The sequence below is a fragment of the Kribbella sp. NPDC004875 genome (assembly GCF_042873375.1).
In the GTDB taxonomy this organism is placed as follows: domain Bacteria; phylum Actinomycetota; class Actinomycetes; order Propionibacteriales; family Kribbellaceae; genus Kribbella.
The window spans coordinates 199,963-219,724 of record NZ_JBIALI010000006.1 but is presented as its reverse complement, the minus strand read 5'-3'; the positions used below and the strand labels follow the sequence as shown (position 1 = coordinate 219,724).

20 protein-coding genes are annotated in these 19,762 nt (G+C 68.7%); 8 read left to right on the top strand and 12 right to left on the bottom strand.

The genetic code is table 11. The features are described 5' to 3' along the window. Positions 1-4: 4 nt before the first annotated feature. The 3 genes from zwf to ACFYRH_RS31515 all read right to left on the bottom strand — a co-directional run bounded on the left by zwf (position 5) and on the right by ACFYRH_RS31515 (position 2,446). The gene (zwf, locus tag ACFYRH_RS31525; protein ID WP_387782944.1) at positions 5-1,408 is read right to left on the bottom strand and encodes a glucose-6-phosphate dehydrogenase; all 1,404 of its coding nucleotides are present in this window, start codon (positions 1,406-1,408) and stop codon (positions 5-7) included. An 18-nt stretch (positions 1,409-1,426) separates the two neighbouring features. Further along, positions 1,427-1,723, bottom strand: coding sequence for a hypothetical protein (locus ACFYRH_RS31520; RefSeq protein ID WP_387782942.1), 297 nt, complete (start codon positions 1,721-1,723; stop codon positions 1,427-1,429). 180 nt (positions 1,724-1,903) lie between these two features. Further along, on the bottom strand, positions 1,904-2,446 hold the full coding sequence (locus tag ACFYRH_RS31515; protein WP_387782940.1) for a hypothetical protein: 543 nt from the start codon (positions 2,444-2,446) through the stop codon (positions 1,904-1,906). 143 nt (positions 2,447-2,589) lie between these two features. On the opposite strand from ACFYRH_RS31515, the gene ACFYRH_RS31510 reads away from it, so the two are divergent. Continuing rightward, a complete protein-coding gene (locus ACFYRH_RS31510; protein WP_387782938.1) occupies positions 2,590-4,134 on the top strand; it encodes a serine hydrolase domain-containing protein in 1,545 nt (514 codons plus the stop codon). Between the two features lie 32 nt (positions 4,135-4,166). Here the strand turns inward: ACFYRH_RS31510 and ACFYRH_RS31505 are convergent, their stop codons facing one another. Next, positions 4,167-4,871, bottom strand: a complete 705-nt coding sequence (locus tag ACFYRH_RS31505; protein ID WP_387782936.1) for an SDR family NAD(P)-dependent oxidoreductase — start codon at positions 4,869-4,871, stop codon at positions 4,167-4,169. A 79-nt stretch (positions 4,872-4,950) separates the two neighbouring features. On the opposite strand from ACFYRH_RS31505, the gene ACFYRH_RS31500 reads away from it, so the two are divergent. Continuing rightward, on the top strand, positions 4,951-5,310 hold the full coding sequence (locus ACFYRH_RS31500) for a winged helix-turn-helix transcriptional regulator (protein ID WP_387782934.1): 360 nt from the start codon (positions 4,951-4,953) through the stop codon (positions 5,308-5,310). Here ACFYRH_RS31500 and ACFYRH_RS31495 read toward each other — a convergent pair. The 4 genes from ACFYRH_RS31495 to ACFYRH_RS31480 all read right to left on the bottom strand — a co-directional run bounded on the left by ACFYRH_RS31495 (position 5,307) and on the right by ACFYRH_RS31480 (position 8,864). Beyond that, complete coding sequence (locus ACFYRH_RS31495) at positions 5,307-6,296, bottom strand: B12-binding domain-containing protein (protein ID WP_387782932.1); 990 nt, start codon at positions 6,294-6,296, stop codon at positions 5,307-5,309. The two genes, ACFYRH_RS31500 and ACFYRH_RS31495, sit on opposite strands and share 4 nt — an antisense overlap. Continuing rightward, positions 6,293-7,612, bottom strand: a complete 1,320-nt coding sequence (locus ACFYRH_RS31490) for a PP2C family protein-serine/threonine phosphatase (RefSeq protein ID WP_387782930.1) — start codon at positions 7,610-7,612, stop codon at positions 6,293-6,295. Before ACFYRH_RS31490 ends, ACFYRH_RS31495 begins: the two co-directional genes overlap by 4 nt. Beyond that, entirely contained in the window at positions 7,609-8,004 is a 396-nt protein-coding gene (locus tag ACFYRH_RS31485; protein ID WP_387782928.1) for an STAS domain-containing protein, read from the bottom strand. The genes ACFYRH_RS31490 and ACFYRH_RS31485 overlap by 4 nt, the downstream gene beginning before the upstream one ends. A gap of 173 nt (positions 8,005-8,177) precedes the next feature. Beyond that, positions 8,178-8,864: a GAF and ANTAR domain-containing protein gene (locus tag ACFYRH_RS31480; RefSeq protein WP_387782926.1), complete on the bottom strand. Its 687-nt coding sequence runs from the start codon at positions 8,862-8,864 to the stop codon at positions 8,178-8,180. A gap of 195 nt (positions 8,865-9,059) precedes the next feature. On the opposite strand from ACFYRH_RS31480, the gene ACFYRH_RS31475 reads away from it, so the two are divergent. Beyond that, the gene (locus ACFYRH_RS31475; RefSeq protein WP_387782924.1) at positions 9,060-9,746 is read left to right on the top strand and encodes a GAF and ANTAR domain-containing protein; all 687 of its coding nucleotides are present in this window, start codon (positions 9,060-9,062) and stop codon (positions 9,744-9,746) included. 6 nt (positions 9,747-9,752) lie between these two features. Here ACFYRH_RS31475 and ACFYRH_RS31470 read toward each other — a convergent pair whose 3' ends face one another. From ACFYRH_RS31470 to ACFYRH_RS31460, 3 genes are read right to left on the bottom strand one after another with little or no spacing between them, the layout of a single operon-like run. Further along, on the bottom strand, positions 9,753-10,718 hold the full coding sequence (locus tag ACFYRH_RS31470) for a family 43 glycosylhydrolase (RefSeq protein WP_387782922.1): 966 nt from the start codon (positions 10,716-10,718) through the stop codon (positions 9,753-9,755). A 55-nt stretch (positions 10,719-10,773) separates the two neighbouring features. After that, positions 10,774-12,159, bottom strand: a complete 1,386-nt coding sequence (locus tag ACFYRH_RS31465) for a GH32 C-terminal domain-containing protein (RefSeq protein ID WP_387782920.1) — start codon at positions 12,157-12,159, stop codon at positions 10,774-10,776. Then, positions 12,156-13,217: a LacI family DNA-binding transcriptional regulator gene (locus ACFYRH_RS31460; RefSeq protein WP_387782918.1), complete on the bottom strand. Its 1,062-nt coding sequence runs from the start codon at positions 13,215-13,217 to the stop codon at positions 12,156-12,158. The genes ACFYRH_RS31465 and ACFYRH_RS31460 overlap by 4 nt, the downstream gene beginning before the upstream one ends. Before the next feature lie 150 nt (positions 13,218-13,367). On the opposite strand from ACFYRH_RS31460, the gene ACFYRH_RS31455 reads away from it, so the two are divergent. Genes ACFYRH_RS31455 through ACFYRH_RS31440 form a run of 4 tightly spaced genes read left to right on the top strand, consistent with a single transcriptional unit; the run spans position 13,368 to position 17,852 of the window. Continuing rightward, the gene (locus ACFYRH_RS31455; RefSeq protein ID WP_387782916.1) at positions 13,368-14,774 is read left to right on the top strand and encodes an ABC transporter substrate-binding protein; all 1,407 of its coding nucleotides are present in this window, start codon (positions 13,368-13,370) and stop codon (positions 14,772-14,774) included. Further along, positions 14,774-15,706 (top strand): carbohydrate ABC transporter permease, encoded by a 933-nt coding sequence (locus ACFYRH_RS31450; RefSeq protein WP_387782914.1) that lies wholly within the window; start codon positions 14,774-14,776, stop codon positions 15,704-15,706. The genes ACFYRH_RS31455 and ACFYRH_RS31450 overlap by 1 nt, the downstream gene beginning before the upstream one ends. Next, entirely contained in the window at positions 15,703-16,527 is an 825-nt protein-coding gene (locus tag ACFYRH_RS31445) for a carbohydrate ABC transporter permease (protein WP_387782912.1), read from the top strand. The genes ACFYRH_RS31450 and ACFYRH_RS31445 overlap by 4 nt, the downstream gene beginning before the upstream one ends. Continuing rightward, positions 16,524-17,852 carry a glycoside hydrolase family 32 protein gene (locus ACFYRH_RS31440; protein WP_387782910.1) on the top strand — a complete coding sequence of 443 codons (1,329 nt, stop codon included), beginning with the start codon at positions 16,524-16,526 and terminating at the stop codon, positions 17,850-17,852. The genes ACFYRH_RS31445 and ACFYRH_RS31440 overlap by 4 nt, the downstream gene beginning before the upstream one ends. A 97-nt stretch (positions 17,853-17,949) precedes the next feature. On the opposite strand, the gene ACFYRH_RS31435 is transcribed toward ACFYRH_RS31440, so the two are convergent. Further along, entirely contained in the window at positions 17,950-18,906 is a 957-nt protein-coding gene (locus ACFYRH_RS31435) for a hypothetical protein (protein ID WP_387782908.1), read from the bottom strand. A 255-nt stretch (positions 18,907-19,161) separates the two neighbouring features. Here ACFYRH_RS31435 and ACFYRH_RS31430 point away from each other — a divergent pair, with 255 nt between their 5' ends. Further along, the gene (locus ACFYRH_RS31430) at positions 19,162-19,749 is read left to right on the top strand and encodes a dihydrofolate reductase family protein (RefSeq protein ID WP_387782906.1); all 588 of its coding nucleotides are present in this window, start codon (positions 19,162-19,164) and stop codon (positions 19,747-19,749) included. Positions 19,750-19,762 lie beyond the last annotated feature (13 nt).

Sequence of the window (19,762 nt, the reverse complement as noted above, 5' to 3'; positions counted from 1 at the left end):
GGCGTCAGCTCGAGATCCACGGCAGCTGCCAGCCACCGAACCCGTCCGGTACCCGGTCTGCGGCCGTCGGGCCCCAGGTTCGGGGTTTGTAGGTGTGGATCGGTGTCGGCGCGTCGATCAGCGGCTGCATCACCCGCCACGTCTCCTCGACCGCGTCCTGACGGGTGAACCGGGTGCTCTGCCCGGTCATCGCCGCATGCAGCAGCACCTCGTACGGCGTCGGCGCCTCGCCACCCTCCTGACTGAACTCCATGTCGAGGTTGATCGGCGCGGCCCGGACCGAGTCGGCACGATGCGCGTCCACCTGGATCCGTACGCCGGTGGACGGGTCGAGCCGGATCACGATCTGGTTCGACTCGGCCAGATGCCCGGGTGGCGCGAATCCCAGCCGGGGCGAGCGTTTGAACACCAGGCGCAGTTCGGTCTGGGTCTCCGGCAGCCGTTTGCCGGTGCGGATGAAGAACGGGACGCCGGCCCAGCGCCAGTTCTCGATGTCGAGCCGGTACGCGGCGTACGTCTCGGTGGTCGAGTTCTTCGCGACGCCGTCGATGTCGAGGTAGCCGTCGTACTGGCCGCGGACGTAGTGCTTGGGGTCGGCTTCCTCGACGGCCCGGAAGAGCGCGGTGGTCGCGTCCTTCAGGGTGCCCGGATCGCCGCGCGACGGCGGTTCCATCGCGGCGGCAGCGACCACCTGCATCAGGTGGTTGACGCACACGTCGCGGAGCGCGCCGACCGGGTCGTAGAAGTGGCCGCGGTCCTCGACCCCGAAGCTCTCCGCCATCGTGATCTGGACACACTCCAGGTAGTTGCGGCTCCACAGCGGTTCGAGGACGGCGTTCGCGAACCGTAGGTAGAGGATCTCCTCGAGTCCCATCTTCCCGAGGTAATGGTCGATCCGGTACAGCTGCGACTCGTCGATGTACTGGTGCAGCTCGTCGGCGAGTGCCCGCGCGGACTGCTGGTCGTGGCCGAACGGCTTCTCGACCACGACCCGCGCCCCGGTGGTGAGCCCGGCCTCGGACAGGCCCTGCACCACCCGGCCGAACAGGAACGGCGGGATCTCCAGGTAGAACACCGGCGTCTCGGCACCCTTGATCACCTCGCCGACCCGTTCGTACACCGTGGTGTCACCGAAGTCACCGCTGACGTAGGACAGCCGGGCCGCGAACCGGTCGAAGACCGCCTGGTCGATCTTGACGCCGGTGCCCTCGATCGACGTCCGGGCGCGCTCGATCAGCTGGTCGAGCGTCCAGTCCTGCGCCGCCACCCCGACGATCGGGCAGTCCAGCAGACCCCGCGCCTCCAGCCGGTAGAGCGAGCGGAACGTCATCACCTTGGCGAGATCGCCGGTGATCCCGAAGATCACCAGGACGTCCGCGGTCCTTGGCTCCGTTGCCGTGTGCGTCATGCGTACCTCGCCTCGGGATCAGACCGGCCGCGGCTGCCGGCCGGGAATCTGGTTGCGCTGGGTCGCGCTCGCTCCCCAGTGCACGATGTCGAGCAGTGCGGCCAGCCCGATCCAGAACCAATCGAAGCCGTGCAGTCCACCCGCTTGCCAAAGCAGCAGGTAGATCAGGGTCGTGAAGGGCAGGAAGATGATGCCCAGCAACGGCCAGATCCAGGAGCTGAACGCCGCGTCGACCCGTTCCGGCCGCGCGATCCACACGATGAGTACGCCGAGCCGCGGGAAGAACCCGGCCAGCAACGCCAGCAGGCAACCCATCCGCCCGCTCCCCCCTGCCGATCAGTTGGTCACATGGTCTGTTGGCCTATTGGCCGGTCGGTTTGGTCACCGACGGCGGCGGTCGACGCGCCGCGCCGTACGGCGGGACGTCCGTCGCGCCACCCTGCGAGAGCCGAACATGGTCACCTCCAACGTCGTGTCGCTCCGGCGGTCGCGGCGTCACTTCGCCGCGGCGGCCTTCTCCATCTCCTGCATCTCCTTGGCCTCTTCGGCCTCCAGCAGTCCGATGCTGACCAGATCGATCGGGCTGATGAACCCGTCGGCCAGCCGGAACCCGCCGGCCCGCGCGACCGCGTCGCGCAACGGGACCGCCCAGTGATGTTCGAGCAGCACCAACGCGGCGGCCGAGTCGTTCGGGATGTCCTCGAGCACGTCCCAGGCCTCTTCGTCGTCGAACACCTCGAAGCCGTCGGCGGCCGCCTCGGCGCCGGCCTCGGCCCCCTTCTCGATACCTTCCTCGCCCTCGATCCCGAGGCCGATCAGCGCGCCGATCTTGGTGCCCATCTCGACGGCCTCGTCGAGCGTGAGGTTGCTGAGATGCGCGACCTCCATCTCACCCTCGGCGTCCTTGTGGACGGCCAGCGCGTCGATCACCCGGATGGCGTCGGTCTCGCGCAGCCGTTCGAGCTCCTCGATGATCTCCCCGTGGAAATTTGGATGGTTGAACCCGAGCACCACCAACTGCACCGGTCCGATCGCCATGCGATTCCCCTCCCTACCAGTCCCGCCCCAGTTCGTAACAGGCGACGGCACTCACCCGCCGCGCCCCCATCCTCATCACCACCCGAACCCACCAGCATCATCCGGGGCGGGTGATTGACCCGGTCCGGTAGTAGAACGGGGTCATGTCGGCCGCGAGCAAGGCACGCGACGAGCTTCGGCGACGGATGCCCGCGTTGCTCGCCGGACAACCGGTCCCGGGCATCGCGGTCGGAGTCTGTGACGCGACCTCCGTGCTGTGGTCGGCCGGGTTCGGGACCACTCGGGAGGGCGGGGACGAGGCGGTCGGCGCCGACACGATGTTCGGGGTGCAGTCGTGCTCGAAGATGTACACCGCGACCGCGGTACTGATCGCGGTTCAGCAAGGTCTGGTCGAGCTGGACGTCCCGATCACGCGATATCTGCCGGAGTTCCGGGTGAACAGCGCGTTCGAGGATCATCCGGAGCGGTTCATCACTCTGCGGCACCTACTGAGTCACACTGCCGGCTTCACGCATGAAGCACCGGTCGGGTCGAACTACCTGGTCGGCCGGGAATCGTTCGCGGCGCACTGCGAGAGCATCTCCTCGACCTGGCTCCGCTTCCCCGTCGGGCACCACTTCGAGTACTCGAACCTCGGTATCGACCTGGCCGGCTACGTTCTGCAGCGCCGCAGCGGTCTGCCCTTCCACGAGTTCGTCCGCCGGACAGTTCTCGCGCCGCTCGGGATGACGCGGACGACGTTCGACCCGCGCGTGATCGCGCGCGCCACGAACCGGGCACTCGGTCACGCAGCCGGCACCACCCGCGTGCCGCTCCGGGTCCCGATGGTCGCGGCCGGCGGCCTCTACACGACCGTCAACGATGCCTGCCGCTACATCCAGTTCCACCTCACCGGAGGTGCGTCGCTGCTCGATCCCGCACTCCTCGCGGAGATGTACGAGGTGCCGGGAGCTCCTCAGCGCGAGCAGGGATACGGCCTCGGCCTCGGACTGGCCCGCGCCACCGACCTTCCGGTCCGCGGTCATGGCGGCGGCGGTTTCGGGTTCCTGTCCGACATCCACTGGTCGCCCGAGGAACAGCTCGGTGTCGTCGTACTGACCAACTCGACGAACCACTCGCTGCAGGGACAGCTGTCCAACGACATCTTCCAGGACCTCGTGCCTCGGCGTCCGCGACGTCGAGGACCCTCCGCGCAACCCGTCGCGGTCTCTGCAGCGGCGTTGGCCGGTGAATACACAGGCCGCGGTCACGACCCGATGACACTCACCGGCGACGGCACGCTGATCCGCAACGGGACCCGGCATCAGGTCGAGTTCGTCGGGCCGCTCGAGTTCCGGGTCGAGAACGAGCTGTTCCGGTTCCGCGACCTCGACGGCGCGGGACGTCCGGCGTACCTCGAATCCAGCGCCGACGGCTTCGTCCGCTACCGCAACGAGGTGCCCCCACCGGATCCGGCCGAGCCGGACGGACCGTGGAACCGGGACTACGCGATCCACGCCTCCGGCGTCCGGGACGGGACCGCCCGGCTCCGCAAGGAGAACGGCGTCCTGCTCTTCGACCACTGGGGTGGTGGGACGCTCCGCCTCCACGAACACGTTCCAGGCATCTACGTCGCGGCCAACGGCGAAACACTCGACCTGACCCGAACCCCGCCCACCTACGCCAACGTCGGACTCCACCCGCTGTAACTCGATGCCCCCAGCAACATCTGCTCCCGGTGTCAGGCGGTTTTGTGGCGGGCGCCGCCTTCGAGGTGGATGGTTTCGCCGGAGATGAAGCCGGCGCGGACGAGCCACAGCACGGCGTCGACGACGTCGTCGATCTCGCCGTGCCGTCCGACGAGCGACCCGGCCGCGCTCTTGCGCAGTACTGCGTCCTTCCCGTCACCCAGCCGGTCCCAGGCGCCTGAGTCGATGACGCCGGGTGAGATCGCGTTGACCCGCACCGGGGCGAGATCCGCCGCGAGGTGGCGTGCGGCGTACTCGACCGCTCCGTTGGTCACACCCTTGACCAGCGAACCCGGCCCGGGGCGCCAGCCGACGACACCTGAGAACAACAGCATCGACCCGGTCGGCCGCAGGAGCGGACCGAAGTGCTTGGCGAGCAGCATCGGCCCGATCACCTTCGCCGTGAACGCGGCCACCAGCTTGTCATGATCCAGCTCGGTCGTTCGTACGTCGTGCGGGGCCGACCCGGTAGTCACGAGATGGTCGATCCCGTCACGTAACTGCTCGGCCGCGGCCGCGATCGTCGTCTCGTCCTGCAGGTCCAGGTGGACGGCGCTCGCGCCGACTTCGTCCGCGAGTGCCTGGGTGCGGGCCAGATCACGGGCTCCGACCACCACGTCGTACCCCTCCTTCACCGCACGGCGCACCACCGCCGCACCCAGCGCCCGCGCGCCGCCGACCACCAGCATCCGTTCCATCACGGTCACTCCCTCTCGTAGGATCGGGCTCAACGGTATGGATTTGATACCGGTATCTTCAACGGAACTGGGAGCACCGATGGGCAAGGCCTACAACGTGATGGCAGCGACCTGTCCGAGCCGCACTGTGCTGCACCGGATCGGCGCCCGCTGGACGGTGTTCGTCGTGAACGCGCTCGACGACGGCCCGCGGCGGTTCACCGAGTTGAAGGCGCACATCCAGGGCATCACGCCGAAGGTGCTGACCGAGACCCTGCGGACGCTGGAGCTCGACGGACTGATCAGCCGGCACGAGTACGCCGAGAATCCGCCGCGCGTCGAGTACGACCTGACGCCGCTCGGCCGCTCGCTCCTCGGCCCGCTGCGCGCGGTACGGCTCTGGGCCGAGGAGCACGTCCCCGACATCGAAGCGGCCCGCGCCCGAGCGCTCTCGAGCTAGGGCCAGGACGTATCCAGGAGGTTGGTCGCGAGCGGGTAGTCGCGGAGAGTGCGGGTCAGTTCGATGCGGAGGTCGTCCAGCAACGAAGGTGACTGGGCGCGGAACTCCAGCAGTGCGGACACCCACCAGACGGTCTGCGAGATCGGGCGCGGGTCGGCGGTGAGCAACGCCGCCCAGACGGCGTGCAGCAGCTGCTCGATGCTGTCCTTGACCAGATCGGGGTCGAGATCGCAGGCAATGCCCGGCCACCGCGACATCAGATCGGCGACGAGGCCGGAGTGCGCCAGCTCGAGCGCGGCCTGTTCGGCGACCTCGCCCGCGGGCAACGGCTCGGCCGCCGAGACCACGGCCGGCATCGCCCGCATGATCTCGATGGCATCGCTCGCGTCGGCCGCCCACGCGGTCGCTCCCAGACCGCGGGCGCGCAGGTCGTCCGGCCCGAAGGCAGGACCACCGACGAGTACCGGGATGCCCGCGGCCCTCGACGCCTCGATGAACCGCCGGGTGGTCGGCAGCGAACCGAGCACCGAGCAACTCACCGCCAACGCGTCCGGCCCGAGATCCTGCAGGTACTGGCTCAGCCGCAGCGCCGGCGTGGAGGCGCCGAGCAGCGTCGTGTTCCAGCCGTCCGAACGCAGCGCGCAGTCGATCATCATCGCGGGCAGCGCATGCCACTCACGTTCCGCGCACGCGACGACCACGCGGCCGCGGACGATCGGGCGCCGCCGTACCTCGCGAGCGATCGCCTCCGTCGCCGACATCGCCACCGCGGTCGCGGCGTGCTCCTCCGCCACCGACCACTCGCCGCGCTGCCACTTCTCGCCGACGACCCGCTGCGCGGCGCCGACGACCTCCGTGAGCAGCGAGACCGGATCCGTTCCGGCCGCGAGCGCCGCGTCCACCACTGCCAGGGCCGCCACGCTGTCAGTGCTCGCCACCGCGCTCTGGAACTCGGTCAACGCCGGGCCGAGATCGGCTACCGTCACGAGCTCACCCCTGTGAAGCCGACCGCACAGCCAAGGGACAGTACGGCGATGTCGTCGTGCGACCGTCCCGCGAGATGCTCGACCACGTCCTGCTCGAGCGCGGCACACACCACGTCCGGCCCCACCCCGGCGTACCGGCCGAGGAGTTCGCGCAAGCGGTCGTGTCCGTAGAACCCGGACTCGCCGCGGGCTTCCTCGACACCGTCGGTGAACAGTACGAGCTGATCGCCGGGTGCCAACCGGACGGTGGTGGTCGAGTACTCCTCGCCGGCGACGACTCCGAGCACCGCACCGTCCGCCTCGATCTCGTCGACCTCGCCACCGGACCGCACCAGCAGCGGCGCGGCGTGCCCGGCCACCGCGACGTCCACGGTCAACCCGTCCTCGCGGCCGGCCCGGATCCGCAGGCAGACCAGGGTGACGAACCGATCCGAGACGTCGTTGTGGAAGACCGAGCTCAGGGCTGACATCAGCGCACCCGGGTCGCGTTCGAAATGAGCGGCGGTGCGAATGCTCTGCCGAGCGCGGCCGGTCAGGACGGCCGCCTCGACTCCCTTACCGCAGACGTCGCCGAGCGCGATCAGCCAGTCACCGCCCGAGCCGAACACGTCGTAGAAGTCGCCGCCGATGTCGAGCTGCTCCGCCGCCGGCCGGTACCGCGCGCCCAGCGCCACCCCCGGGATCTCGGGCAGCGGCGGCGGCACCAGGCTGTCCTGCAACGCCTCGGCGATCTGCCCGCGCTGTTCGTACAGCCGCGCGGAATCGAGCGCGAGCGAGGCCCGGGCCGCGATCCGCTCGGCCGACGCGATGTCGTCCGGGCCGAACCCGCGCCCCTGCCCACGCACCAGGATCAACGCCCCGAGCGTCGCACCACGCGCGGTCAGCCCGGTCGCGAGTACGTCGGCAGGCCGCAGCGCCGATGCCTCGGCACGCAGCCCGGGGTGCGGAACCAGACTCGCCAAGCCGTCCTCGACGCCCGCGATCGCGACATGCAGCAGCTCGGTCAGACCGGTCGCGAGCACTCGCTCGAGCGCCTTGCCGGCGATCCGTCGCCGCGGCACGGTCACCATGCCGCCGAGGTCGTGACCGCCGAAGACCTGGATCCCGGTGCCGCGCGGGTTGATCAGCGCGACCACCGCCCAGTCCGCGACCTCGGGGGTGACACCGTCGAGCAGCCGCAGCACCGACCGCCGCAGGTTGAGCGAACCCGTCATCGCCAGACCGATCTCGTCCGCGAGCTCCCGGCGGACAACCGTCGTACCCGCGGTCCCGAGATCCACACGCTGCAGCTCGTCGATCCCCTCTGCCTCGGTCACGACCCCGCCTCGAATCCCGGTACGACGGCTTGGACCGGCGTACCGGCGATGCTCCGGACCGCCTCGTCGACCGTCTCGTACAGCGCGAAGACCTTGTGCAGCTTGGTGATCTTGAAGATCCGGTGCACCCGTGGCCCCGGCGCGGCGATCAACAGCGCCCCGCCCTGCGCCGTGGAGTCCTTGTGGGCCCCGACCAGCACCCCGAGTCCGCTGGAGTCCATGAACTCGATCCCGGCGAGGTCGAGCACGATCGGACGTGGCCCGATCCGGGCCCGCAGCTCCTCGGTGAGCGCCGGTGCGCTCTCCAGGTCCAGGTCGCCCACCACCTGGACGAGCACGTACGCACCGGCATCGGCGGTCCGGATGACGAGTTCGGCACCTTCGTCGATCATGACGCAGCATCTCCTTGCCGGGACGCCGCTCGATCAGAGCGCAGGCGTCCAGGCGGCTCAGCGCACGCAGACGTGCGGAACCTATTCACGGCTGCTGGCTAAACCGATCGACCTCGGTTACAACTATCACCACCACGGCCCCCGGGCAAGCCGCCGGACCGCGCGGCAGCCACTCAGCCTGAGGCGAGCAGGTCCTGATCGTCGATCACGCGGACCGCGATGTCCCGCAGTTTGACCCGGTGTTCCAGCGAGACCTTGCTGAGTACGTCGTACGCCTCGCGGCTGTCGATCCCGTAGCGCTCCATCAGGATCCCGAGACTCGAACTCACCACCCGGTGCGTCTCGATCGACGCCTGCAGACGGTGCTGGTACCAGAGCGTCTCCATGGCCAGCGCCACGTGCGTGGCGAACCGCTGGAGATCCGTCGCGTCCGCGGGCGATCCGGTCCAGTACAGCGACAACACACCGACGGCTCGGCCGCGCCCCGGCACGAGCGGAACGTGGGCCAGCTCACGGACGCCGGCCTCGGTCAGACCCGGGGCGAGGGCGCGAATGTCACGGATACCGACCGACGCGTCGACGGAGAGCGACTCGCCGGCGTCCAGTGTGCGGTGCCACGCGCTCGCGGGCTCCGCTGCCTCGGCACGGACGAAGCCGGCCGCCGTACCCACGACGTCGAGCAGGGCCGCGCCGCGGCTCAGGGTCGCAACTCCGACCAGCGGGCAGGCGAAGATTTCGGCGGCCAGATCGGCCGTCACCACCAGTAACTCGGCCATTTCCCGCGCCGAGTGCAGCCGCAGGGCCACGTCGCCGAAGGTGGCTGCCGTCGGGCGCACCAGCCGCTCGCCATCCGATCGCATGGGACTCCTGTCCGGGACATGGCCCCGTCGATACCAAGGCCCGTTGGTGAATCTCGGCGAGACTATAGGCGATCGCTCCGACGTTCTGGAGTCCTCGGACCTGCCGCCGTACCTGCTGCTGGGCCACAGGACGCCGACATCGCACAATGAGTGCAGTGGTCGGCGTCGCCGACCTGTTCGAGGTGAGGTTGGACAATGGAACTGCCAGAGTTGGCCGGCTTGATGACCACGGTCGCCGACACGTTGCGTACGCCGGTCACGGTCGAGGAATCGCTCGAGCTGATCACCACCAGCGCGGCCGGAACGATCCCCGGAATCACCGGCGCGAGCATCTCGGTGACCGAGAAGGACAACACCATCAAGACCCTCGCCGCCACCGACCCGCTGGTGTCCGAAGCCGACGAACTGCAGCACGAGCTCGGCGAAGGCCCGTGCATCGCGGCAGCACTCAGCGAGCCGATCGTGCAGGTCGACGACATGGCCACCGACCAGCGCTGGCCGCTCTACGGTCCGAAGGCCGCCGCGCTCGGGCTGCACTCACAGCTGGCGTTCCAGTTCCGCGCCGAGCCGAACGTGCGCGGCGCGCTCAACCTGTACGCCGACGAACCGAAGGTGTTCGACGCCGACGCCCGCTACCTCGCCGGGATGTTCGCCGACTGGGCCGCGGTACTGCTGGGCTGGGGCCGGCAGGAGACCACGATGTCGCGGGCGCTGGAGAGCCGGACCACGATCGGCACCGCGATCGGGATTCTGATGGAGCGCTACCAGCTCGACCAGAACCGCGCGTTCACGTTCCTGGCCCGGACCTCGCAGACCGGCAACGTCAAGCTCCGCGATGTGGCAGCCGGCGTCGTCGCCGACGCGGCGAGTAAGGCCCGGTAGGGAAGCTCAAGCCAGGTACGGGCGTCCCGCGCCGTCCCACTTGATCGTGCCGGTGTAGGCCTGACGGGTGTTCGAGTCCTTCACACCGTTGTGGTTGGCATCGACATAGGCGTGGAACGCGACGCGGGTCGTCGTACCGACGGTGATGACTGTGGCTCCGCCGGGACCGCAGAGCTTGGTGGAGGCGGTGCTCATCAGCGTCTTGACGCGGGTGAAACGCCCGCCCCAGAAGGTGCTCGCGGACCAGACGTCGGTGTTGTAGCTGCAGTTGACGTAGTCGCCACGGGACGTGAACAGCCACACCTTGCCGCCGTGCGCGATCACCGACGGACCCTCGATCTTCGACGAGCTGACGATCTTCGCGATGCTGCTGCCGACCACGCGGGTGCCGGTCTGGGTGTCCATCTGAACCGCGCGGATCTGGAAGCCGGACGCGTTGCGGTAGTCGCTCTTGTAGATCAAGTACCGCTTGCCGTCCTTGGCCCGGTACGCCGCCGGGTCGATCGCCTCGTACCCGCGGGAGACCCACGGCGAGCAGACGACCGGCTTCGAACCGCCGACGAAACCGCTCGCGGGGTGCCGGGAGGTCGCCACACCGATGCAGTGCACGTGTCGCGAGGAGGACTGCCCGGTGAAGTACATGACGTACAACGTCCCGTGGCTGTCCTTGCTCTGAAAGACTTCCGGGGCCCAGAGCAACGGCGACCCGTGGTCGACCCAGGCCGGGATCGACGTCATCGAGTTGTGGATCGCGGACCAGCCGCTGCCACTCGTCGATCGTGCACCGAAGCCGGCGCCGGTGCGATAGAGGTAGTAGCTGCTGCCGAAGTGCGCGAAGCCGGGATCGGCGAAGCTCTGCGTACCGACCCGACGCACGCTGCTCGGTCCGGCCGCGTCCGCAGGGAGCACACTCCCCGCGACCAGCCCGAGAGCACCGACCACAGCACCGAGAACCTGAGCCGAACGACGCACGCTGACCTCCACGGATCCGACCGAGCGCTGCACTGTAACCCCGCCAAAGGGCCACCTAGCGGGTCGCCACCGTGAAGTCGACGACCTCGAACCCGCCATCCGTCGCGAACAGACCCAGGTGCCCCGCCCCTTCCGCACGGAAGCTCAGCGCGACGCGGTCGTCGACCACGACCTGGGCAGTCGCGCCGTCCAGCAACACCTGCACGGTGTGCCGGCCACGCGGCAGCGGGCAGGCTCGCTCGAGCTCCACGACCTGCGGTACGTCGCCACGCACCTGCCACTGCGCCGGCCCGGTACGACCACGCGGCCAGCGATCGAGCACGATCCGGTCCCGCTGCGGTTCGAGCCGGACGATGGTGGCTTCCTCCCCGTCCGCACTCGCCTGCAGCAGCACTCCGAACGACTGCGTACCCGCATCCACGTCAACCGTCAGCGAGATCAGGCAGTGCTCGGGAATCGTGTCCCCGACCCACGCGGCGTACCGATCGATCGCGCCCCGCCCGGGCTCACCCGGGAGCTTCACGACCTCGACCTCGGAGTACGCCGCGACAACCTCCGGTGGGAACCCGAACGCCAGCGTCCCGTCGTCCTCCTGATGCGCTTCGAGTACGGCGAGATCTCCCGCCCATTGCCACGCATCCCCTTGTTTCGTGGGGATCCAGCCGATGAAGAAGCGCCGCCCGTCATGCTCGACCGACTTCGCCGCGTAGAACGCGCGCCCGTCAACCGTGTCGCGTCCCGGCGCGAGCCACGGCCCGTCCGGACCACGGGCGATCCGGTACCGCGTCTGGAACGCATCGGTGAACTCGGAGTACACCAGGTACCACCAATCGCCCCACTGGAAGACGTCCGGGCACTCCTGCGTGACGTACCGGTGCGGCTCCCACAACGGCTCCGCGAGCGTCCACTGCTCCAGATCGGTCGAGGTGAGCCGTGCGACGACGCCACACCGGCGATCCGGCCGATCGGCGTACCGGGCGGCCAACACCAGCTGCCACGGCTGATCGGGTGCCGTCCGATAGACGAAGGGATCACGCCAGTCCTGAGGGATGAACCCGTCCGGCGCGCCGAAGGTCAGTTCCGGTTGCTTGGTCCACCGGGTCGGATCGCCGGCACTCGTCGCGTGGCACACCAGTTGGAGACCGCGCCGCGGGTTGTGTCCGGTGTAGAACAGATGCAGCTGCGAGCCGTCGTACACCACGCTGCCGGTGTAGCAGTCGAAATCGTCCGCGTCGCGATCCCCACCAGGCAGGACGATGCCATGGTCGGTGTAGTGCACGAAGTCGGTCGTCGACACCAACGCCCACGGCATGCCACTCTCGCCCGCCGCCGGATCGTCCGGTCGCAGGTCGAGCAAGTAGAACAACCAGATCCGCCCGTCATGACTGAACGGAATGACGTCACCGACGAAGCCACGCTCGGGCCGCCAATGGATGCTCACGAGCGGCGCCGCGGCCGCGAGGTACGGCGAGGCGGGTCCCCGACCGAGTCGCGTTCGATCAACTGGCAGTCGACGACGACGCGTTCGGGTGCGTCGTCGGGTCCGGCCAGCACCAACTCGCCGGCCCGGCGCCCCAGCATCAAGTGCGGTAACGCGGCCGTGGTCAGCCGCGGCCGCACCTGGTCCGCGACGTCCGGCTGATCATCGAAGCCGACAATGCTGACGTCCTTCGGGCAGTCGAGACCCAGGTCGTGCAGCGCGAGCAGCGCACCGATCGCCATCCGGTCGTTCCCACAGACCAACGCGGTCGATCCGTGCTCGGCGACCGCTTCGGTCGCGAGGTCGTAGCCCGATCCGATCTGATACGTCCCGTACCGGTGCAGCAGGTCGGTCGGCCGCAGACCCGCGGCCCGGGCGGCGTCGGCGAAACCGCGCCGCCGTTCCTTGCAGGCGTAATCGTTGCGAGGCCCGCCGAGGAACGCGACCGCGCGGTGTCCCCGATCGAACACCGCCGCGGCCGCCGCGCGGCCACCGGCGTACTCGTCGGCCAGCAGGACCGTGTCGGCCTTGCCCGTCTCCGGCCAGCAGTTGACGAAGATCGTCCGGATCCCGTCCAGCCGCGGGCTCTGGTGCAACGGCTTCGGTGACGGCGAGGCGTACAGGATCGCGCCGACACCCTGCGCGAGCAGGCTCGCGACCGCGGCGTCGCCCTCCTCCGGGTCGTCGGTGGTGTCGACCACCATGCAGACGTAGTCGGCCGGCTGCACGACCTGCTGGATCCCGAGCACGATCAGACCGGCGTACGGCTGGGAGACGATCCCGTTGGTGACGACGCCGATCGTGAACGACCGGTTCGAGCGCAGTTGCTGGGCGGCCCGGTTCGGCACGAAGTTCAGCTCGGCGGCGGCTTCGAGCACCCGGCGCCGGGTCTCGGCCGCGACCGCGACGTCGCGACGGTCGTTCAGCACGAACGACACGGTCGGCTGGGACACGCCCGCGCGCCGCGCGACATCGGTCATCGTGACCCGCTTCGGCCGGTCCGCCGGTTGCTTCGCCATGGGTTCCCCTTCACGGTGGGCGACCGCAGTATTCAACCAGAGCGGACACCAATACGTATTGCGCCCCACCGTACACCGCTGCTACGGTCCCGGGTCAATACGTATTGGGCGGCATGCCGGGCCGTCCGGACTCCTCAAGGAGGCACAGCTATGACAGGCATCCAACTCCCCGGTGGCCCGCTCGCCCGCCGTACCCTGCTGAAGGCGGGTGCCGGAGGCCTCGGGCTGACCGCGCTGGCCGATCTGGCCGCCTGCAGCAACGACAGCGGCGGCGGCTCCTCGAAGTCGCTCAAGATGCTGTACTTCGGTGAACAGGCGCAGGCCACCCAGCTGCAGAACCGGCTGCAACCCCAGATCAGCAAGCTGGACCCCGCGATCACCTTCCAGATCTCCGCGATCAACGGCACCGACTGGAACGACTTCCTCGCCAAGGTGCTCACCCAGATCGCCGCCGGGACCCCGCCGGACATCATCAGCGTCGCCACCGAGGGCCTGCAGCTGATGGCGTCCAAGGAACTCGCGGTCCCGCTCGACGACTACGTCACCAAGGACCTGGCCGCGCTGAAGGAGTACTTCGCCGACATCCACCCCGCGCTGGTCGAGTCGATGATGTACCAGGGGCACCTGTGGGAACTGCCGGACAGCTTCAACGCGGGGAACATGTTCTACAGCACGGGCCTGTTCCAGCGCGCGGGTGTCGTACCGCCGAGCGAGAGCTGGACGCTCGAGGACTTCGAGGCGGCCGCGACCAAGATCGCCAAGTTCAAGGGCATCAACGCCTTCGGCTGGGTGGTCCGGCTCTGGGGCAGCTGGACCTCGTTCATGTACGCGAACAACGCCAACCTCCTCGAGGAAGGCAAGTACGACGGCGGCGACTGGCTGTGGAACAAGGCGTACGCCGGTGACGCGGCGGCCGCCGGTCGCAAGGGCGGCTGGAAGTGGGGCGCGCCGACGGCCAACTCCGACGCGGTGGTCGAGTCGCTGAACTACCTGATCGAGCTGACCAGGAAAGGTCTGTCGCCGTCGCCCGACGTCGGCGGTGGTGGCACGCTGCAGGGTCTGTTCGCGTCCAACCGGATCGGGATGTCGATCGGCGGCGGGTTCTGGGCCGGTGGCCTGACCAATGCCGGGATGAAGAACGGCAGCTTCGACGTGACGATGTTCCCGAAGTGGAAGAGCCAGCGGCACCTGTTCGGCGCCGGTGGGTACGCGATCTTCAAGTCGTCGAAGAAGAAGGACCTGGCCTGGGAGGTCCTCAAGCTGCTCGTCAAACCGGACACGTTCGACCTGGTCTTCCCCGGCAACGTGACCACGCCCGGCCGCAAGTCCCTGGTGACGGCCGAGCGATACGCCAAGACCGGCCCGAAGCACTGGTCGGTCTTCTACGACACGCTGACCAAGCATCCGGAGACGGCGCCGATCCCGGCTCCGCCGTACTACAACGCACTCGCCACCGCGCTGAACCAGCGCACCACCGAGGCGATCTCGTCCGGGAACGCGAAGGCGGCGCTCGACGGGTTGCAGTCCGACCTCGAGAAGGCCGCGGGGGCGAGCTGATGTCCGCGGTCACGGCGGCGGCCCGCGAGACCGTGGTGAAGCGGCGCAGCCATCCGATCGCGCATCGCGAGGCGCCGTTCGGCTTCGCGATGATCGGGTTGTCGGTGCTGTTCGTCGCGGTCTTCACCGCGATCCCGATCGTCGCCTCGCTCGGGCTGTCGTTCTTCTCCTGGGACGTGATCTCGAGTCCGCGGTACGTCGGTCTGGAGAACTACCAGCGGCTGTTCAACGACGGTCCGGTGCTGAAGTCGTTCGGCGTGACGCTCGGGATGGCGCTGGCCATCGTCGTACTCCAGCTGACCATCGGGCTCGCGCTCGCCGTGCTGGTCAACCAGCGCAGGCTGGTCTGGGTACGGACGGTATTCCGGACGGCGTTCTACCTTCCCTTGCTCGCTTCGACGGCGGCCGTGTCGATCTTCATGGGCTACCTGTTCGACTACAAGTTCGGCGTCGTCAACTACTACCTCGGCCTGCTCGGCATCCCGAACGTCCCGTGGCTGACCAGCGGTTTCGGCGCGGCCACGACGATCGTGCTGATCGCGGTCTGGCAGCAGGTCGGGTTCACGTTCGTACTCTTCGTCGCCTCGCTGATGTCGGTTCCCGAGGATGTCCTGGAGGCGGCGCAGATCGACGGGGCCGGGACGGTGCGGACGTTGCTGCGGATCAAGATCCCGTTGATCAGTCCGACGATCCTGTTCGCCGCGGTCGTTGCCCTGATCAACGCGATGCAGCTGTTCGACCAGCCGTACATCATGACCAAGGGCGGCCCCGGATCGGCGACCACCACGGTGACGATCTCGATGTACCAGAAGGGTTTCCAGAACCTGCAGTTCGGCTACGGCTCGGCCATCGCGATCGTCCTGCTGGCGGCGATCCTGGCGATCACCGGGCTGCAGTTCCTCGCGGCACGAAAGCTGGTGTTCTACCAATGAGTCTCGCCCGCATCGGCCGGATCACCGGTCTCCTGGTCCTGGTCATCGCCGCGATGGTTGCCCTCGGCCCGCTGCTCTGGACCGTCACCACGTCGTTGCGGACTCCCGCCGACGCGTTCAGCAACCCACCGCAGTGGTTCCCGCTGCACCCGGACTTCTCGAACTACGCCGCGGTGTTCGACCGGATCCCGATCGGCCGGTTCTTCGTCAACAGCGTGGTCGTCACTGGGCTGATCGTGGTCGGCCAGACGATCACCTGCACACTGTCCGGCTACGCGTTCGCGATGGTCAGCTTCCCCGGCCGGTCGGTAATCTTCGGGATCTTCCTGGCCACCATGATGGTGCCGCTGCAGACGATCATCATCCCGGTGTTCGTGATCGTCCGGTACCTCGGGCTCTCGGACAGCCCGCTGTCGCTCGTGGTCTCGGCGCTCGGCAGCGCGTTCGGGACGTTCCTGATGCGGCAGTACTTCCTGCAGATGCCCAAGGAACTCGGCGAAGCGGCACGGATCGACGGCGCCGGCCACTTCCAGACCTTCCTGCTGATCTACGCCAAGATGGCCGGTCCGGCGATCGCCACGCTCGCGATCCTGAACTTCTCCGGCTTCTGGGCGGAGTTCTACCGGCCGCTGATCTTCCTGCAGACCCAGGACAACTTCACGCTTCCGCTGGGGCTGGTCGGGCTGCAGGGCAACCTCGGCACCGGTTCGATCTCGGTGGTGCTGGCCGGCGTCGTGCTGGCGATCCTGCCGAGCGTCGTGCTGTTCGTCGTCGCCCAGAGGTACTTCATCGCAGGCATCACGGCAGGAGCATCACGGTGACCCAGACCCAGTCCGACCCGCGAACGATCGGTGCCGTCGCGCATCTCCGCCCGGCGTACCACGTCCGCCCGCCGCGCGGGTACCTGAACGACCCGAACGGGCCGATCGAGGTGGGCCAGGACGTCCATCTGTACTTCCAGTTCCGCCCGGCGCTGGATCTGGAGGTGCCGGTCGAGTGGGCGCACGCGAGCTCACCCGACTACGTGCGATGGAACCTGCACCGGCCGGCGATGGCACCGCAGCCGGGCGGACCGGACACGGACGGCTGCTGGTCGGGCAACACCGTGCTGGACGGTGACCGGGTCCGCGCGTTCTACTCCGGCCGCGTCGAGGGGCGCCCGTACCAGTCCGTCCTGACAGCAGCGTCGGACGACGGTGGGGCGTCCTTCGGGCCGGCGCGTCAGGTCGTCCCCGATCCGGCCGGGGCAGTCATGTTCCGCGATCCCTTCGTGTGGAAGGAGAACGGCACCTGGTGGATGGCCGTCGGTGCCGGGTACGTCGACCGCGGCGCGAGCATCGCGCTGTACCGCTCGACGGACCTGTCGCTGTGGACGGCGGTCGACCCGCTCGCCGAGCTCCCCCGTAGCCGCGTGGGTGGCGAGGACACCGGCGCGGCATGGGAGTGTCCGCAGGTGCTGACCCTCGACGGGCGCCGGATCGCGGTCGTGGCGTCGTGGTCGCCTGAGGGCGGTCCGGCGGAGGTGCTGTCGTTCGATGTCGACGTACCGGTGGTGCCGCGGCGGGTCGATCACGGGTCGAACTTCTACGCGGCGTCCGCCTTGCGCGACAGTCGATTCGGACCGCTCTTGTTCGGCTGGCTGACCGAGGGACGGGACCGGCCGGGGTGGGACGACTGGGCTGGGGTCATCTCGCTGCCGCGGGTCGTCTGGCTCGGCGCGGACTCGTCGCTTCGCAGCGCTCCGGTGCCGACCGTCGACACGCTCCGGGTCGGTGCGGCTGTCGGTGCGGATGGGGTGTCGACGGGTGCGCAGTGCGAGATCGCCGTACCGCACGGGGCTGGGCAGGTCGTCCTGCACTTCGGCGAGCGAGAGCGTCTGGAGATCACGCTGGACGCCGACACCCTGACGATCGACCGCACCGAAGCCAGTCTGAGTCGCCACGCGCACGATGGACGAATGCAGGTCGCGGACGCCTTCGATCCGGCGTCCGGGCGGCCAGCGGCCCGGGTCCTCGTCGACGGATCGGTGGTCGAGGTGTTCACCAGCGCGGGGCGCGTACTCAGTACCCGTGTCTACCCGACCACTCCTCCCCCGTGGCGCGTCGAGGCCCCAGCGAACGCGCAGTACTGGGGCCTCGCCCGCTGAGGACTACAGGCGAGTGGTGGCAGCGGGTCCGCGCCAACGCAGAACAGCCGGGGACATCGCGCGTGGCGATGTCCCCGGCTGCGGGGTCCTGCGGGTGTTACTCGCCGACCAGCTGGTCGTAGTGCGTGGTGATCGAGACCTCGTTGACACCGTCGAAGACGGCCGGGATCTTGCCGTACGCCGTCATCGCGGTGGCCGTGCCGTTCGCCTTGCTCATCGCGTACTGGTAACCGGACTTGGTGTCGTTGTCGACCGCCACGAGCAGCGTGCCGCCACGGGTGCCACAGCCCTGCGCCACCAGCGACTCGTACTGCGCGAAGCCGGTGGAGCGGATCAGCTTCAGCACCGGCTTGGCGCCGGCCGCGATCGGGATGTGCACGGTGTAGAGCGCACCCGAGGTCGTGGTCATCAGCAGCGTGTCGTACGTCGCGGTCTCGCTGATCACCGTCATCGCCTTGAAGCCACCGAAACCGGGCAGCGGGCCGAGCGCCTTGAAGCCGGCGCCGACGATCGCGTAGCGGTACAGGCTGCCGTTGGTGTTCAGGCCGTACAGGTACGCGTGCCGCGGCTGCGCGACGCTGTAGTTGGACGTGGCGATCGACTTGAAGCTGCCCCAGCCCGACCCGACCCGCTTGAAGGTCGGCACCGGCGGCTTGGTCTCGTCGTTCGACAGGTACGTCGTGTGCCGGTACAGGCTCGTGCCCTGCAGCAGCAGGCCGTAGTAGAAGAACTGCGTGCCGGACGCGTTCACGGCGCCGTACCAGGTCGCGTCCGCGCGGGTACCGACGTACTTGAACGGTTCCCAGCTGGTCGCGCGCGGCGGCTTGGCGGCCGTCACGTCGATCTCCTGCATCGTCCCCGCCGCGGTCGGCACGCCGACCCAGTTGATGCACGGACCGCCGGCGAACGTCTTCACAGAGCTCGGGTGGGCGGCCTTCTTGGACAGGTACGGCTTCGGGTCGGCCTGACCGGTGGCGGCGGCCGGAACCGAAGCGACGGTGGCGGCCAGCAGGCCCGCCCCGGCGAACGCAAGCGCGAAGCGCTGCAATTTCATAGGAGTTCCCCCTCCTTTGTGTCCCGAGCAGCTCGAGATCGCGCCGACTATAGCCGAGGGTTTCACCGGACGCGACAGTCTTGCAGCTTCCTGCAATCGCCTGCGGCAAGCCATCCGTGCGGAGTTCTGCCCTTTCGGGCAAGCACTCGACAGCCCGCGGCAGATCCCGGGCCCGATGTCATCAGATCTGGTGACGACCGGGGCGGGTCACGACGGCCAGAGTTGAGGCACCTCAACGAAACAAGGAGCCCAGGAATGAGCCGCACGGTAGTAGGCAACATCTCACTGTCCCTCGACGGCCGCGTGAACGGCCCGGGTGGCGACTACGACATGGGCTGGATCGCGCCGCACGCGGTCACGCCCGGCGCCCTGGCGCACATGAGCCTGGTGACCGAGCCCGCCACCACGGCGCTGCTCGGCCGGAAGAACTACCAGGGCTTCGGCGGCTACTGGCCGACCGTCGCCGACGACGAGACCGCGCCGGCCGAGAGCCGGGCCTTCTCCCGCTGGTTGAACCAGGTGGAGAAAGTGGTCTTCTCGACCACCCTCGACGAGGCGGCGTGGGAGAACAGCCGGCTGGCCACCGCGGACCCGGTCGCGACGGTCAAGGAGCTGCGGGAGCAGGAAGGCGGCGACATCGTCGTACTGGCCAGCGCGAGTGTCATCCGCGCGCTCCTGGCCGCCGGCGAGCTCGACCGTCTGTCTGTCACGCTCTGCCCGGAATTGGTAGCCGGTGGAGTCTCATTGTTCGACGAGACCACCGCTGCGTCGTCGTGGACCCTCACCGACTCCACGGTGACCGAGAGCGGCGCTCTTTGCCTGCTGTACGACCGCAAGGCCTGAACACGGCCCGACG